The sequence below is a fragment of the Paenibacillus peoriae genome, assembly GCF_022531965.1.
Lineage (GTDB): Bacteria > Bacillota > Bacilli > Paenibacillales > Paenibacillaceae > Paenibacillus > Paenibacillus polymyxa_D.
Map to the genome: position 1 here is coordinate 3671922 of NZ_CP092831.1, position 14899 is coordinate 3686820.

Below are 14899 nucleotides of genomic sequence, written 5' to 3' on the forward strand. Positions count from 1 at the left end.
CTCTATCTCTCACAAGCCACACCATCATGATCCCTATCTAATTTAGATCTGTACCCTGGTTCTCCCTCATAGAGCGGAGCAGCTCCATCGGCTTTCGCTTCAGAGCAATTCTTATAGAAGACATACTCTGTTGACTCTGTCGGTTCAGGGGCAGGCTTAACAACTTCTTTTTTTGGTGCAGACGGTTTATCATGTGACGATGAGCTGTTGTGCTTATTCTCATTATTCGCTGTAGCTGTTGTTTTTTTCGCCACTTGCTCATGGAATCCATCTTCCTGAGCATAGTTCTCAAGACTCCAGATCCCTACTCCAGCCTTTTTCGCTGTCGTTTGGATCGCTTCAAACTGGTCGACGTATTTTACGTTAGGTTGATAGACATACGCTACTCTAGCGTATCCTTGCTCCAAGAGCTGCTCATTCAGCATCTTGTCACCGACCCATACATAGCCGAGCAACCTACCATATTTATCTCGTTCAGAAATGTCCAGTTCCAACTCCAAATTACCTTTTTTCAATTGTTTTAATGTGAAGTCAGATGCTTCTTTGGCAAACGGTTGAACTGGCGTTCCCTGCTTCACGCTCTCTGGTGTATCAACCAGCAGAAGACGAATCTTTTCCTCCTTGCCTTCCACCAAAGCTTTGAATGTGTCGCCATCCGTACCCTCGATCAGTGTAATAGGAAGACGATTTTTTTGATTAGTTTTCTTAGCAGGATCAGCAGTTGTAACAACAGGTGAAGTTTGAACAGCATTGGCCGAGACTGGCTCTGCTTTCAGCTCAGTCTTTACAGTCTGTTCAACTGGAACTATTGCAGGCGCGGCGACCTTCGTTTCGTCCTTATGTACAGTGATATTGATGAGAAAGGAGACGAAAAAAATACTGGCTAATGAAAATAACACTGTAGCCGATTTACTCTTTTGATTAGCTGCCTTTCCAATCTGGTATCTTTTATAGCCCCAATACCCTAGACCACCTGCAATAATAAGTAATCCAAAATACTGTATGATCGCCAAGACTATCATGATGATAAATACAAAACCTAGTATCTTTGCTGTACCAATGTTTTTATTGCTTCCCCTACTCATAGTTCCTCCTTGGGTATTTAGTTGTAGGATAAATATACCACGTCGATTTTCCAAATTCTACGTATTTATGACAAAAACCCCGAGATTGTCCCAGGGCTTACAGAAATATTTATTACGTACGGTTTTAGATTTTTCTGAAGATCTTTTATTGTAACTGAAAATTTCATAATTTAAAGTTTATCACCAAGCTCTTTAACTAAACGTTTTGAAGCGTATTTGGGACAGCCTGACACATTCATACTTATTCCAATAACTGCAGAAATGATTGAAATCACCACAGAAGCACCCAAATTATTGAATAGATAGTCACCTATCACCCAACCCGCTACACCACAACCCAAAGTAAACACTATCATCATAATTAAACAAGTTATAGGTACAAAAAGAAGAAGTAGACAAACGACAAAGACCCAAGCTCCAATCCACCATTCTCCGTCTGGCCACCAAGTTCTATCAGCCCATCTACCAACGACTACACACAAAACCAAAATTTCAGCTAGAACAAACCCTTCTGCTAAACCTCCAGTTTTATAATCTTTAATTCCCTGTGCAACTTCTTTACGTATACTCAATACTCATCCTCCTTAGGTATGTAACGAACAATTTATCATTATGATATAAGTGAGATTTAACTTTAAATTAAGGTTAAAACTTTTAAATATATATGTTAATACTGATACATACGCATAAAAAAAACACCTGACTGACTTTTAGCAGCAGGATACCATCGATACTTTCGAAAGTATAATTCATCTGGTCTATTCTGTAAATATTTATAGAAAAATCTTCCTAGGTCTGATAGACTGGGTCTTGGAATACAAATCAGGGGGATAATATGAAAATTGTAACAAGCATATTGCTAACTGCCGCATTTCTTACGCTCGCAGCTTGCTCACCTAAACAAGCTGCCACAACAAATGACACCAAGCCAACTACTACGGCAACGACTTCTGCCACAACAAATGGCACCGAGCCAACTACTACTACGGCAACAACTTCTGCCACAACAAATGGCACCGAGCCAACTACTACTACGGCAACAACTTCTGCCACAACAAATGGCACCGAGCCAACTACTACTACGGCAACGACTTCTGCCACAACAAATGGCACCGAGCCAACTACTACTACGGCAACAACTTCTGCCACAACAAATGGCACCGAGCCAACTACTACTACGGCAACAACTTCTGCCACAACAAATGGCATCGAGCCAACTACTACTAAGGCAACAACTTCTGCCACACCAGTGGACCAAAAACAAGAAGACACGTTTACACCTATTAAAAAGGGTGAGACAGTAACAATACAGGATTATGCAGATATAGAAGTGACCGGACATAAAATTTCAAAAGAAATAGAATCATCTAATGCGGCTGTTTCTTATGAACCAAAAAAAGAAGACTCCACTTTATTAGCACTGATAATCGAAGCGAAAAATCTGAGTGCAGAATGGATGGAAGCAGATAAATTCGCGGAAGTCAGCCTGAAATACGACAACAAGTATGATTATGATACGTTTAGCGCTATTGAATTCAGCGAAACCTTGGCTGATGATACCAAAGCAATTTTAGTAGGACCCCTCGATACCGGAAAGCTTTACTATATTGCGGAGATACCCGATGAAGTGGCTAAGAGCGATAAACCGTTAAAAGCAGAAATTAAGGTTAAGGATAAAATTTACGAATACTCGATCAGATAGAAAACAACCCCGGAGCAATCCGGGGTTTTAATATTCTGTGAAATACCTATTTGCATCACCTGGGGACATAGGTCTACTCTGTCCACGCTCCCAGCCCTCCAGAATGACAATATCCCGCAGAATGGTCTTATCCCCCCACAAGATATAGTTATCCCGTTCCAAGGCCTGTAGCCCGGCCCGTATGTCCTCTATACGTCTGCCGGTCTTGATTTCCAGTTCCTTCATGGTCGGTATACGCCGCCTTACAGCAGAGAAATTGTATAGAATCCGAAGCAATTTGCGTTCTAGGTCGTCTAGTTTTCTTTTGCACTTAGCGATCAATTAGATCAAGTAGGCTTAATTCCTAGTTTTCAATATCTTATAACACTATCCTGATAAGAGAGTCCTCTGTTATGATATAAGTACTAATTTGTTGAATGAAAGGATGTTTATTGTGGGTAAAGATTTAACTGGGGCGATTAAGAATACAATCATGAGTTCATTACTGTTCGCTTCTTTTGTTGGATTTACACAACCTACATTTGCGGCACAGGAAAATAACATTTCTGTCCGAGTTAATGGAGTGGCTGTGGTAATGGCTGAGGGTAAGGCTTATGTAGATGCTGCTAAGAATACTACTTATGTTCCCTTGAGATTCGTATCTGAAGCACTGAATGCAAAAGTAGGTTGGGATGCTGCTACAAAGCAGGCTGATGTTAAAGTGGATAATCCTGAGGCAAATGTGCAGGTGACTGTGGGCAAACCGACGATTACTGTTAATGGTGTCGCTAAAAATTTGAATGCGCCAGCTGTTTTGAAGTCTACAACTGGCTTTACATATCCGCGGACGATGGTACCGCTCCGGGCAATTAGTGAGGGTTTGGGAGCGAAGGTTGTATATAATGCGGCCGATAAACGGGTAGATATTATAACTACTTGGGAGACGGGTAATGCGGGAACAACAACTCCTTCGACACTTGGGACAAATGGAAACAGTGGGAATGCTGGTGATACTACGACAAAACCAACGAAAACTACTAATCCTACTAACCCAGATGAAACAACTGAGCCAACAACGCCACCTGTGAGTGATCAATATGATTGGAAACCTTATCCTGGATCATCTCAGGCTGAGATTGCACCTAAGGTGTTTGCTGGATTTAAGTACAATAAATCTACGGGTGCTGTATCAGTTACAATACCTAAGATTGCAGATAGCGATATTCAAGCTGCATTTATTGCAGGATCTAATCCAAAAAGTGGTAAGGTAACTAAATTGGAACCTGGTAAAGAGTACAAATTTACTGCATCTGATTTCTCTTTGAATATTGATTTTGTGGATAAAGAGGGTACGGGAATGATTGACAGCTACAGTATTCTCACAGAAGCTGTTGCCAAGATACGAGTACCTCTTCCAGTTGATGGAGACCTTACTGTTCTTGATCAGTACCAAAATATGGTCCCCCTTTCTACCGTTTATAAAGCACTTGGCATTACCCCGTAGTCGAATTCAAAATACGGATATACATCTGAGCAGAATAAAGTTGTATGTTAATATCTCCATAAATGCCCCCCCTGCAAAGTCAGAAAAAAATTGAAGACCATTTAGGGATAAATCCTAAATAATTTATACAACAAAATAAACCCCAAAAGGACTCCACAGCTATACTTCAGTGGAGTCCTTTTTCATATCTACTCAAAGTTCAAACTGATCCAAAAAACTCTCCCGACCGATTAAAGAGATTATTTCACTTACTGACTTGAACAACGCATAATTTCCCCTCCCACCCAATAGCTAGTGGGACATGTTGTATAGTTAGGATAAGTTAGATGTCCCCAGGCTGTGAACTGGCTATTCCCCATGTTTCCCCATTAACTTTATAATCACTACCTCTCCACTGCAGTGTGTAGTTTCCAGAACGCAAACCGTTGGTGATACCTTCATCAGTACTTTTCCAAATAACTGTATCATGAGGAGCAATTACTAATGCTTCAATATATAGTTTGTTTGAACCGTTATGAGTTAAACTTACTATTACTGGATGACTAGAGTGATTCTTTATACGAAGTTTAACATGCCCCCATCCCTTAGGGACATCAAAGGATTCTCCTACAGTTGCGCTTCCGCCCGATCTTTGGTTAATTATGATGTTTTCGCTAGTTTTACTTGTTGAGGCAGAAGCAGCACTTATCGTAGTTGCTATAGCTAAAGATAAAATCGAGAACAGAAATATTCTTTTTTTTCATTATTTTCCCCTCCTATTTTTTGTTATGGTCTACCTTAAAGAGACTACCGACTACAATTTGGTAGGTCCTTTCATATCTACTCTAAATTCAAACTGATTACGGAAGAAATAAGATTCGTTAATCTTGATCGACTCCGGTGTAATCTTCTCCACTGCTCCACCGTAATCCACAATATTTATAAAATCCTCACCCAACGGCTGTACAACATATACTCTTACCTGGCTTAATGCAGCAGCAAATAGTTCGATATCCGACTTTAACACTTTATATGTATGGTTCATGCTGTTCACCTCAGGATAGGTATTCGGTGAATGGTATGTTGATTCCTTCAACGACAAAAAAAGGCTCTTACTGAATTGCTTTCTTTTTAACTACACATTAATTCTTCGTTTTGGGGATCATAATTAATCAAGGAGTGGTTTTGACAGGGGTACTGTTCAATACACTGTCCTTAGATTCGTTAAACACACTGTTTCCTCAGATCGTTCAACAAGAATCCCGCCAACCAATTAAGGTTAGCGGGGATTTGCTTTACTTACGTTTAAAATCCTCCATGCTGTACTTGAGGCTCTATACCATGCGAGTGAATAGGTACAGTAACAATTAACAAAAAGCTAGCTGCGACGATCAACAGTGCCATTTTTTTTAACATTGTTCATCCACACCTTTTCAATAAAATTTAAAAAATTTGCTTTGGTTTCAGGAGTCGCATGTTCTCGAAAATGTAAAAACAGCCCCATACAATTTATGAAATAAGTCTCATTATTTAGTGTATGATAACTTACCATTGAATACATCAAATGTTTAAAGCCATCATCGTAAGAATTTCTATGTAAATAATAATGAGCCAACTCGTAACCACACCAAGCAAAATAATCTGGCACCACTTGTTGAGTATACATATCACTTGGTGAGTGTTGCGACAATGATACAATGTCCGCTTCAAAACGTTTAATTATGTTACTAACATCAATATCATATCGGTTAGCCGCTATCATAATATTCAGCAGTTGGATGACCTTATCTTCTTGTGTTGTATCCTCCGCTGCATCGATGTATTCAATATATTCTTGCAGCACCTTTATATCTCCGGATAAAAGCTTATTGACAATAATATTAGCTTTTGCCCAATGCTTAAACAAGCCAATCCAGTGTTGGGTATCTTCGTCTGTCTCTTTAACCCAATCTAAATTAGCATAGGCGTATGTATATTGTAGAGCTTGGTGGTAATCGCCTTGGGCTTCGTAGACACCTGCACACAATAAGTCAGCATAAGCAATGTATCCAAATAGCGGCCCTCTTGTTCTCTTTTCAATATCTCGTAACTCACGTTTTTCTTGGTGTTTTAAACTATACTGGATTTCCGCTTTAGTTCTCATTTGCCTTGCCATTTCGTCTACCTTGTCCCATTTACGCAAAGACCTGTACACGTTTGCCAAGTCCTTCAATGCGTCAAGCTGGTCTATTTCATCCAGACGTTCCACGAAGGGTTCAAATAGTGTTGCAGCCTTGAGATTCTGGCTTTGATCGTCTCCAATCTGGATCGTAAATATACGATATTGACAGACTGCCAAACGCTCAGAATGTTGATATTTCTCCGCTTCAGCTACCCCCTCATAGAGCAACAATGCAGCCGCATTTTTTTCCTGCGACAATAATTCTTCTGCAATTTCAAATAGCTTGGGTGAATACAGTAGATTATCCATGATGGCTCCCACCACTCGACGGATCGCGTCCAACTTGTCCAACTCCGCACAGCGAAACAAAAATGGCTCGATTCGCCTCATATTCGGAGGATGGTCGATGATGTAGTTTTCTATGAACAAGTCATAAAAGTGACCTTCAGGTAAACCCATAGCCTCGGTAATTCGGTCGAGCTGGTTAACAGACAAAGGCTTGTTTCCTGTCACGATAGCACTTACTGCTCCCCTATTCATATCCGCAATATGACCAAATTGTGTTAAACTCAATCCTTCTTGTTGTAGGTATCTGTCTAATTCTGCTCGAATCGTAGGTGTATGCTTCATGCCATAGCCACCCTTCGCATAGAAATTCCAGTATTTTATAATCATTTACTATTTTTGCCCAACAATTAACAGTTGTCAATATCTTTTTTGCGAATCATGTGGAAAAGCCACGTTTGTCATAAGGGCACTTCTGTAAACAAAAAAAGCACCCCACCGGCTTTAAGCCAGCAGGGTGCTTCGTATTTACAAACGCTTGTAAATTTACAAATCGTCAGTGGTTGATGTTTCAGCCGACTTACCATCCACATAAGCTTCAGCCAGGATATAAGCAACAACCGCGCCGAACGCACCGATTACGCCAGTTACTTGAATAACTGTATCGTTACTGGCTCCAAAAGCAGTAAGCAAGCTTGTCAGCAAAGCAGCCAGCAACGCCCAAAATTTACGGCTGGACAATTTACGTTTCCAATCTGTCATTGTGCGACAACTCCCCTTTTGAATACTCCGGCTCGGTCAAGGATCGTGACCATACGGTAAAAGTCAAAGCTACCATCATTTGCTGTGTCCAGTGCCCCTACAGCCTTGGCGTTGATGCAGGCTTGCTCAGCCCACGCTGGAACCTTTGTAAGTTTGTTTGCAGATTCAAGCACGATCACACGTTTCTGTAGCGCCTTAAACGCTGCTTTTTCTTCTGCTGTCATTTCCTCATCCTCCATATCCATTTTGTTCAATCTGGACAACACAGCATTAAGCTGCGCCTGACTTGGTCGTTTACCTGCCCGAAAGTCTGCTGTAGACAAGCCAAAGACCATCTGCAGGTGGGGCATGTCCTTGAATGTGCGCCAGTCTCCTCCCCACTCAAGCCCAAGTTTCTTCGCTTCTTCAACGACCTCCGACCAGTCAGGAAGGGAATCCTTATCATCGTCTTTCAATGTATCCCAAGACACCGTACGACCGTCACGCAACAACAGCGCGAAATCGGCCGCAAACCCAAAGTTATGATTGCTATATCCGCCCCTGGCTTTTGTTACTTTGGGGCGCTTATCTCCATTCCGTCCCTGGGCATAGAGCGCGTCCTGCTCCGCATATGTTCGTAAACCTTGGGTTATCACAATCCAAACACCACGGGCATAGCAGCGCTCAATTAATTTTTCTATAACAAGCTTGAAGACCGAATCTAGTCCGATCAAGCGTTTGTCAGATTTTTTCTTTAGTTGGTCCAGCGTCAGCATCTTTTCCATCTCCCTTGTCTTTTAACTGCTGCAAGAAACTTTTAAGCTTAAAGGGCAGTGGTATTCCCATTGCTCCCCAGTTCTCGGCCAAGGAAAGTCCTTCACGGCCAGCGTAGAAGTAAATAGCCGCCGTCCGGAAGATCGGTGCGCCTGGTTGTAGCCAATTGTCCAATTGTGCAGACAATCCCACCACCGTCAAAACCGTAGCCTTTCGAATGCCTCCCCAAAACATCACATCGCTGTCCATTTTTTTGTTTTTAATAGCTGCGGCAACTCCAAAAATATAATCCAATACCATCATCGTAAGCAGCACCTGAAGCGGCTTGTCCCACCCACCCAAAAATGTAACAATCAGACCGGTCAGCGCTGCCACTCCCCCTGCCGCCGCCTCCTTTTCCGATGTCCCGACGATTGCGGTCCATACGGTGCTGCCAAACATTTTTATTTGGCTCACTACCTTTTCCCCCTTAAAAAATAAAGCCCCCGACCACTCCGAGGGCATAAAAATAGCGCATCCGATTGGATACGCCGCTTACGCTTCTTGTTCTGTTGTTTGTTCAACTGCTGGAGCCACTTGCGTAGGCTCAGTAATGCCCAAGTCAGCTTTAACCAAGTCTCGCAATGCTACTGGCACGTCCTCAATTTCACGTCGGCCAGCAAGGATAAGATGTACAAGTGTCGTCGCAAAAGCTTTTTTAATCTGTTCATTCATGCTATCACCTCCCCTCATGAGCTGCATGAGAATAAAAAATAGAACCCGCTCCCGGATTCTACGTAACATTGCTTTGTTCCATAACGAGCTGGATAAGCCCGGCTATGGCTTCTTTATTGTCCAGATCAGCCTGTTTCAATGCAGCATTCTCGGCTTCGGCCTTCTCTAGCCGAGTTTTAAGCTTGTCCAATTCGCTTGGCGTATCAACTTCTTGAGATACGGGCATGTCCTCAAGGGCAAACTTCTTGTCGTCAGTGTAACGGACTCGTTTACCCGCTGGAGTATTCCACACAACCTCAGGCAACTCGTCTACCTGTACGTACTTATATGGAATATCCTCAACAGATTCAACATACTCATTCCAGCCCCATACAACACCGTCGTCATGCAAATATACGACTCTGATCATGGGGTCACCTCGTCGTAGCATACTTGAATATTACGAATGCTGCCCTTCATAGTGAAAGCAGGAGACTGATAATTAGCCGCATAGATATAAAAGGCGAGATACACAGGGCCAGGAGTAGTTACACGCACCACACCTTCACTTCCAAACCAAGAATTAAATCCGGGCTTTGCTGCAGTAGAAACCACATTTGAAGACGTATTATAATCCCTGACAGTCCCTATTGCATCTCGATAATTAAACACAGTACGCTGTACGGCGTATTCTACATAATCACTGTTATCTCCTGCACTCCAAGCGTTAGAACCTAATGCACCTACCGTAATTCCCCAGTTGCTGTTGTTATCAGTAGGGATAGTGCCTGATACAAGTTCAACTAGGCCTTCCCAGTATATGCGAAGTTCACCTAATGCCTTAGGAATGAACTTAAATACAAGCATTCTACCCGTAATATTAGCGGAACCTCCACCAGAAGCAACTTGCTGTGCATACGTCTCGGTCTGTGAAAATTTGACGTTGTTACTCGCTACTAAAGCCATATTGCTACCTCCGTTTTTCGCGCTCCAGTTCGACCAAGAACCATCAGGCCTTCTAACGCGTGTGAATATTCCGCCATTATCGTCCACATACTCGTGTTTGTGTGCCGCCGAAGCACCAGTAACCGATCCCGTAACGTATAGGTTCCCCTTTGGGAATGCTCCCGGTGGGCTATGGTCAGTTGCAGGATCAAGGGAAGGCTTATCGACCCGCCAAATCCCTATCCCCAAAGCCAAGTTAAAGTCGGCTTGAAATATATTCCCCCTATCCACCAACAAAATACTGTACAGGTCAAAAAGCGCCTTAGAGGCCGGTACTGTTAAACGAGACTGTGATTTATAGTCTTCACTCATCCGAACAACGCCTTTTTCTGTAGTGCTGGCGTCCGGTACTTTTGCCTCTTTTATAGCCTCGTTAACATACGTTTTGACATCGGAAATTTGCTTAGATAACTCTTGGTCATTCTCATAAAGCGTATCAATTGGTTTGTTAAAAACATCTGCATGACCCTGATCAGTTGTAACAAAGCGGCGGGGTTGCTGAATAGCCATGTTCTCTCACCTTCCTTAATAGATATCATCAATCTCGAAGACAAACTCTATGTCGCCGTCTTTGATTTTATTGGTCATGGTGCGAACCGCCGTGAATTTCCCCGCCGAATCTACCAGGGCAAGCTCATTGATCGTTTTTCCGGCAAGCTCTGTTTCTGCAAGAGAACAGACATAACGGATCGTTGCTGGGGCGATAAATTCGTGGCCCGAGATATCCTTTTGAATCAGTTCCGCTTTTAATACTTGCTCTGTGCCATCCAAAGGCAAAGGCTTGCCCTCTGTATCAACCCCACCGCTGCCAAATGCCATTTTGACCACTTTAGTCAACGTGCCGCCTTCGGCTCGCGCTTGGGCCATCTGTTCTCTCGCATAGACCGTTGTCACCGTTAATACTTGTTCTGCCATAATGTCCTCCTATACATGTAAAATCGTCTCTGTTGAGCTCAGTGAGTGGCTACCATCAAGCAAGTTCTGACCATCAAACACCCAATAATTTTTGCGGACTTTTAAAATTCCCTCTTGTCGGTTCGTAATTGGATTGCTGACCTTCAGCTCCAATCGGTTTCGTTTGCGCTGCCGTTCGCCAGTCCAACCAGAAAGCGAAGCGGACCCATCCAGTAATTTTGTTCCATCTAGATACCACGGTTTGCCACCGAAAAAACCTACGCGGGAATGGAACCTAATACGTGTTTTAATTCCGAATTTGTGGTGAACGTCAATACGAAAAGTAGGCTGCGCTTTGTTAATATGAACAGGCCGAATGTACTCAAAGTCTTCCATCAGGCCTTTAACGTTTAACTGTGTGTCGATACCATACACAAACAAGATCGTCTTCTTTAGAAAATCCTCTTGTATGTCCAACAGATTACCGTACTTCCCACCAATCAGTCGCAGTACCGGCAGTGTAAAAGGTCGCTTGGCCCAACGCTTACGACGTATCGCGTCACGGCGCTGTTCTAAGTTCCCAATCTGCTCCTGGTGGAAATATATCCACTCCCAAATAGGCAATGCCCAAGTAGCAGTCTTTAAAACGAACTGATTTCCCAGATCGTCAATCGACTTTTCCCGATCGTTTACTTCCAACTCCATGACGTCAAAATGCCGCTCGGCCATGTCGATCTCATACATGTGTGGCGGCAGCATTTCCCGGTATCGCAGAGGTATCATGTCAGGGTCACCTCAATATTCAAAACAGACGTGGCCGGGACATTAATATCCTCTGCCGCTCCATTAAGCGTGAGATTGTCGTAATCCTCAACACCCTTCACAAGCAGAGCAGCACCAACATAGTTGAATACCAGCTTTGTTCTACCAATGGCGTAGTCGGCTATTCGCTTCCTAATGGGCTCTACCAGTTCCGAAAGCGGAAGAATTGTATTTAGTTTCCCAGCTACTTGCAACGTGAATACTGGGGCAGGATGTACAGCCAGATCATGCCCGGCAATCCGCTTGTTTTCCCACATATCCGCCTTAACTTTAGCGGCAAACTCTTCCGTGATCGGCTGTCCTTGAAGGTCAGTGAGATACAAATCGATGCTGTTATCGTGCTGCTCCTTTTCAATGGCAACAGCACCGCCAACGCCCTCCAGCTCCTTTGCCCATGTCTCATAGTCCTTTCGACGCCCGCTGCCTTCCTCAGTAAACGCACGCTCAAGCATTCGCAATCGGTACGTGTCGTCGTCCTCCCCCACCTTCCGAGGCATACCATCCGACCATCCGTGACCATCTAAATACTCACTGTCTGCCCAGATGGGGAAGGCTTGGAGAAAGGCATATGTTAACAACTCCTGCTGTTCAGCGTATTCCATAGCGATGGGATACCACAGATCATAAAATAACTCTCCCGGATCCGTCGGGGGTGGAGGTAGACCGCGTTCTTGTGCCAATGTAAGCGCCCGGTTGACCCATCGGCGGTAAACTTCCTCTGGGGTTTCCTCCAAAATTGCCATCGGTGGCAGTGCAGGAAGGTCTGTTAATTTCACATTCACAATTCAATCGCCTCCTCCAATTCTACTTCTCCGGCCAGCCCGGTTAATTTAATTCGCAAATACATGTTCTGGCCGTTCCGCTCCATCGACAATACCTCAGCTTGAGAGATTTCCGTATGAGCTGCCAAAGCTTCCTCAATGTCGCGTTTTATTTCAACGTCCTCCCAATTGGCCCATTCAGATCGTTCGACACCGATATCAGCGTCATACACCACATATTGAAATCGTTCGGTGTTCAGGATTTTTAGCGCCGTCTGCATAAGGTATTCACCATACGTAGCCGTTTTTTTGGGACGCCCGTCGTCGGTGGTTGCCATCTGCCGCGTGCGATAGTCGATCACGTACGTCCATTTGGTTTCAGACGCTACGGTTTCGGTCAGCTCCACCTCGTCCAATGCGGAAAAGTCTATATCCGGAAATAACGTTTCATCGTCAGCCACCAGCGCCCACATCCTTCCCGTGGACGTAGTACCGCTGTCCGCTCAGCCTGGAGACAATCAGCCGATCACCGACCTGCAAAGGGCTGGGAATAACCAACTTGCCACGTAATGAGCTGCGTGGGGCCTGTTTGTAAGGCTCCCTTGTCTCGTATACCACCCCATTAGCCAATACGCCTGTGACACTGCCTTTGACTTCATCGCCCTCCAGATATTCATTAGCTATGAAATCGGCTTTGACTTCCCGGTCTAACAGATAGTCAGCAAAGACTAGCTTGTCCGCTGGATAGGGAGCCGGGTCACCATCCACCTCTATTGACGGGCTTCCGGGCCAACTCAGCAGAGTGGCTCTCTCTGTGTCTCGCGCGTCGATGTGGTCTTTGGTTTGTTCTTTTAGAAGCTTGAGTGCATCACTCAGCACCGCTATTCCCTCCTTTCCAGTTCCAAGGTTACGGTATATGTTCCATTCTTGTAGCTGCTATCAGCCGTGACGACAATCCACTTTGAGGTATGATCGGTCTTCGTTAGGACGAGCCAACCAGAGCGCAGGCCAGATAGCGTATGGTCCGTGTGCCGAACTGTAATCTTCTTGATCTGTTTGACAGCGGACAAAACTTTGAGCCGCTGCGTGGCGATGGTCTCCGGCTTTTCGTCCTCACCGACTTCAATGATTTCTTCCATTCGTCCTATCGCCTTCACCGCACCCGCTGCCGTTTTGGTAACAGCAGAAGCAATTTTGTCATCCTTCCATTTCTGTGCGGTTACCACTGTATAGGTTTCCTCGATGCTGTATCCTGCTGTGCTGGAGGTCATCTGCTCGGGAACAAAAATAGGGACCTTGGTATTGGTCCCTTCGCGCATCACCTGCAGATAAAAGCTCTTTTCCGTCCTTACAAGGTCTACATAATAACGGTAGCCGCTACGCTCATATGCCTTTTGCAATACGTCGAGGATAATTTCCGAATGGGCCATCGTTCCATAACGCTCGTCCAAATTAAAGCCGAGAGCAGGACAACGGAAGTCAATGCCTGTGCTCTTGATGTATCTTTGCAGCTCCGTTCCAGCTTCACCCTTTAAGTATGGTCGGGTCCCCTTGTTTTTGGACAAGTACCAGCCAATCTCCCGCGCTTCAATTTCCCAGGCGTTTGTGAATTCGTCTTGTTCATATTTGATGATCGGGCCGTGAAAAAATTGGTTCTTGTGATGATATAATGCACCACCAACCTTTTGCGAAAAGCACATCAGCATACCAGCTATCTTAATATTGCTTGCATTGCGAAGCCGCACCGTAGCGCTGCGGGCAATCTCATCGCGGCCAGAGGACCAGGACACTTCCTCTATGCCATCCGTTAGCATCTGCCGGGCGTTCTCCTTGCCATATACAACAGCAAAGCCGTCCATAATGCATCACTTCCCTTTCGCCTTGGAAACCTTGTCTGATATTCGCTTTTTGGAACCGGTATAGTCAAAAGCGCCCCTAGCGTTCGGGTTCTCCTTGGCCTTTTTGCTTTTATCATTTGCCTTCTTTTTTTTATCATCTTTTTTCTTATCGTTCTTTTTGTCCTTTTTGCCCGTAGTATTTGGGCGGCTTTTGGACGATTTGGTAATAACCGTACCTGGCTTGAGAACTTGCTTGGAGTTGGAGTAAGAGACGATTTTAACAGGCTTGTACTCCACAAATGAATAGTTACCGTGAAGATTTCCCTGTCCGTCCTTGTACGTCTGATCCATCCCCTCCAGGAGCATCGTTTGGCTAAACAAATTCTCAAAGTTAAGTACAACGGGTTTACCTTTCCATTGCTCCAGCAGCTTCCACGTTACTTCTGGTGTTTTATACGTGACCGTCTGCTTGCTATCCGTTTCCCAAATTTCTTCCCAATAGCGTGGAAGGATAGCAGAAAAAGAAACCCGTTTCACCTTCGAGACGGGTTTCCCTGTGCGTTCCTGACCAGTTATGACAGTGAAGGTTTCAACTTCATTGCCTCCGGTTATTTGAATCTCTGCCGGTGTGATCGGAAAGGTAAGACGGATCTTTCCTTGCGATAGTGCCAGCATC

Annotated in this window: 20 protein-coding genes; 2 read left to right on the plus strand and 18 right to left on the minus strand. The window is 44.3% G+C overall.

Annotated elements, in window-relative coordinates:
• Positions 1 to 2 precede the first annotated feature (2 nt).
• Positions 3 to 1085 carry a thermonuclease family protein gene (locus tag MLD56_RS16150; RefSeq protein ID WP_241113312.1) on the minus strand — a complete coding sequence of 361 codons (1083 nt, stop codon included), beginning with the start codon at positions 1083 to 1085 and terminating at the stop codon, positions 3 to 5.
• A gap of 170 nt (positions 1086 to 1255) precedes the next feature.
• Complete coding sequence (locus MLD56_RS16155) at positions 1256 to 1657, minus strand: hypothetical protein (protein ID WP_241113313.1); 402 nt, start codon at positions 1655 to 1657, stop codon at positions 1256 to 1258.
• Positions 1658 to 1920: 263 nt separating this feature from the next.
• On the opposite strand from MLD56_RS16155, the gene MLD56_RS16160 reads away from it, so the two are divergent.
• Positions 1921 to 2787, plus strand: a complete 867-nt coding sequence (locus tag MLD56_RS16160) for a hypothetical protein (protein WP_241113314.1) — start codon at positions 1921 to 1923, stop codon at positions 2785 to 2787.
• A 27-nt stretch (positions 2788 to 2814) separates the two neighbouring features.
• On the opposite strand, the gene MLD56_RS16165 is transcribed toward MLD56_RS16160, so the two are convergent.
• On the minus strand, positions 2815 to 3012 hold the full coding sequence (locus tag MLD56_RS16165; protein ID WP_241113315.1) for a hypothetical protein: 198 nt from the start codon (positions 3010 to 3012) through the stop codon (positions 2815 to 2817).
• A gap of 208 nt (positions 3013 to 3220) precedes the next feature.
• Between MLD56_RS16165 and MLD56_RS16170 the strand changes: the two genes are divergently transcribed.
• Positions 3221 to 4270, plus strand: a complete 1050-nt coding sequence (locus tag MLD56_RS16170; protein WP_241113316.1) for a copper amine oxidase N-terminal domain-containing protein — start codon at positions 3221 to 3223, stop codon at positions 4268 to 4270.
• Between the two features lie 793 nt (positions 4271 to 5063).
• On the opposite strand, the gene MLD56_RS16175 is transcribed toward MLD56_RS16170, so the two are convergent.
• The 15 genes from MLD56_RS16175 to MLD56_RS16245 form a co-directional block, all read right to left on the minus strand.
• The gene (locus tag MLD56_RS16175; protein WP_241113317.1) at positions 5064 to 5294 is read right to left on the minus strand and encodes a hypothetical protein; all 231 of its coding nucleotides are present in this window, start codon (positions 5292 to 5294) and stop codon (positions 5064 to 5066) included.
• A gap of 333 nt (positions 5295 to 5627) precedes the next feature.
• Entirely contained in the window at positions 5628 to 7040 is a 1413-nt protein-coding gene (locus MLD56_RS16180) for a transcriptional regulator (RefSeq protein WP_241113318.1), read from the minus strand.
• Between the two features lie 201 nt (positions 7041 to 7241).
• Complete coding sequence (locus MLD56_RS16185) at positions 7242 to 7457, minus strand: hypothetical protein (protein WP_241113319.1); 216 nt, start codon at positions 7455 to 7457, stop codon at positions 7242 to 7244.
• Positions 7454 to 8221, minus strand: coding sequence for a M15 family metallopeptidase (locus tag MLD56_RS16190; protein ID WP_241113320.1), 768 nt, complete (start codon positions 8219 to 8221; stop codon positions 7454 to 7456). Before MLD56_RS16190 ends, MLD56_RS16185 begins: the two co-directional genes overlap by 4 nt.
• Positions 8178 to 8666, minus strand: a complete 489-nt coding sequence (locus MLD56_RS16195; RefSeq protein ID WP_241113321.1) for a phage holin family protein — start codon at positions 8664 to 8666, stop codon at positions 8178 to 8180. Before MLD56_RS16195 ends, MLD56_RS16190 begins: the two co-directional genes overlap by 44 nt.
• A gap of 78 nt (positions 8667 to 8744) precedes the next feature.
• Positions 8745 to 8924 carry a CD1375 family protein gene (locus MLD56_RS16200; protein ID WP_241113322.1) on the minus strand — a complete coding sequence of 60 codons (180 nt, stop codon included), beginning with the start codon at positions 8922 to 8924 and terminating at the stop codon, positions 8745 to 8747.
• A gap of 58 nt (positions 8925 to 8982) precedes the next feature.
• Entirely contained in the window at positions 8983 to 9333 is a 351-nt protein-coding gene (locus MLD56_RS16205; RefSeq protein ID WP_241113323.1) for a hypothetical protein, read from the minus strand.
• A complete protein-coding gene (locus tag MLD56_RS16210) occupies positions 9330 to 10418 on the minus strand; it encodes a hypothetical protein (protein WP_241113324.1) in 1089 nt (362 codons plus the stop codon). Before MLD56_RS16210 ends, MLD56_RS16205 begins: the two co-directional genes overlap by 4 nt.
• 15 nt (positions 10419 to 10433) lie before the next feature.
• Positions 10434 to 10823: a phage tail-collar fiber domain-containing protein gene (locus MLD56_RS16215; protein ID WP_241113325.1), complete on the minus strand. Its 390-nt coding sequence runs from the start codon at positions 10821 to 10823 to the stop codon at positions 10434 to 10436.
• Between the two features lie 9 nt (positions 10824 to 10832).
• A complete protein-coding gene (locus MLD56_RS16220; RefSeq protein WP_241113326.1) occupies positions 10833 to 11585 on the minus strand; it encodes a putative phage tail protein in 753 nt (250 codons plus the stop codon).
• Positions 11582 to 12406: a baseplate J/gp47 family protein gene (locus MLD56_RS16225; RefSeq protein ID WP_241113327.1), complete on the minus strand. Its 825-nt coding sequence runs from the start codon at positions 12404 to 12406 to the stop codon at positions 11582 to 11584. The genes MLD56_RS16220 and MLD56_RS16225 overlap by 4 nt, the downstream gene beginning before the upstream one ends.
• A complete protein-coding gene (locus MLD56_RS16230; RefSeq protein WP_241113328.1) occupies positions 12403 to 12846 on the minus strand; it encodes a DUF2634 domain-containing protein in 444 nt (147 codons plus the stop codon). The genes MLD56_RS16225 and MLD56_RS16230 overlap by 4 nt, the downstream gene beginning before the upstream one ends.
• Positions 12839 to 13264: a hypothetical protein gene (locus tag MLD56_RS16235; protein WP_241113329.1), complete on the minus strand. Its 426-nt coding sequence runs from the start codon at positions 13262 to 13264 to the stop codon at positions 12839 to 12841. Before MLD56_RS16235 ends, MLD56_RS16230 begins: the two co-directional genes overlap by 8 nt.
• Positions 13265 to 13266: 2 nt before the next feature.
• Positions 13267 to 14244, minus strand: a complete 978-nt coding sequence (locus MLD56_RS16240; protein ID WP_241113330.1) for a hypothetical protein — start codon at positions 14242 to 14244, stop codon at positions 13267 to 13269.
• A gap of 6 nt (positions 14245 to 14250) precedes the next feature.
• On the minus strand, positions 14251 to 14898 hold the full coding sequence (locus MLD56_RS16245) for a hypothetical protein (RefSeq protein WP_241113331.1): 648 nt from the start codon (positions 14896 to 14898) through the stop codon (positions 14251 to 14253).
• Position 14899 lies beyond the last annotated feature (1 nt).

Excerpts from the sequence above, each read along its gene's own strand:
- MLD56_RS16175 (WP_241113317.1), bottom strand. The coding sequence starts at position 5,294 with ATGAACCATACATATAAAGTGTTAAAGTCGGATATCGAACTATTTGCT.
- MLD56_RS16220 (WP_241113326.1), bottom strand. The coding sequence starts at position 11,585 with ATGATACCTCTGCGATACCGGGAAATGCTGCCGCCACACATGTATGAG.
- MLD56_RS16205 (WP_241113323.1), bottom strand. The coding sequence starts at position 9,333 with ATGATCAGAGTCGTATATTTGCATGACGACGGTGTTGTATGGGGCTGG.
- MLD56_RS16210 (WP_241113324.1), bottom strand. The coding sequence starts at position 10,418 with ATGGCTATTCAGCAACCCCGCCGCTTTGTTACAACTGATCAGGGTCAT.
- MLD56_RS16185 (WP_241113319.1), bottom strand. The coding sequence starts at position 7,457 with ATGACAGATTGGAAACGTAAATTGTCCAGCCGTAAATTTTGGGCGTTG.
- MLD56_RS16150 (WP_241113312.1), bottom strand. The coding sequence starts at position 1,085 with ATGAGTAGGGGAAGCAATAAAAACATTGGTACAGCAAAGATACTAGGT.
- MLD56_RS16190 (WP_241113320.1), bottom strand. The coding sequence starts at position 8,221 with ATGGAAAAGATGCTGACGCTGGACCAACTAAAGAAAAAATCTGACAAA.
- MLD56_RS16200 (WP_241113322.1), bottom strand. The coding sequence starts at position 8,924 with ATGAATGAACAGATTAAAAAAGCTTTTGCGACGACACTTGTACATCTT.
- MLD56_RS16165 (WP_241113315.1), bottom strand. The coding sequence starts at position 3,012 with ATGAAGGAACTGGAAATCAAGACCGGCAGACGTATAGAGGACATACGG.
- MLD56_RS16245 (WP_241113331.1), bottom strand. The coding sequence starts at position 14,898 with ATGCTGGCACTATCGCAAGGAAAGATCCGTCTTACCTTTCCGATCACA.
- MLD56_RS16215 (WP_241113325.1), bottom strand. The coding sequence starts at position 10,823 with ATGGCAGAACAAGTATTAACGGTGACAACGGTCTATGCGAGAGAACAG.
- MLD56_RS16240 (WP_241113330.1), bottom strand. The coding sequence starts at position 14,244 with ATGGACGGCTTTGCTGTTGTATATGGCAAGGAGAACGCCCGGCAGATG.
- MLD56_RS16180 (WP_241113318.1), bottom strand. The coding sequence starts at position 7,040 with ATGAAGCATACACCTACGATTCGAGCAGAATTAGACAGATACCTACAA.
- MLD56_RS16160 (WP_241113314.1), top strand. The coding sequence starts at position 1,921 with ATGAAAATTGTAACAAGCATATTGCTAACTGCCGCATTTCTTACGCTC.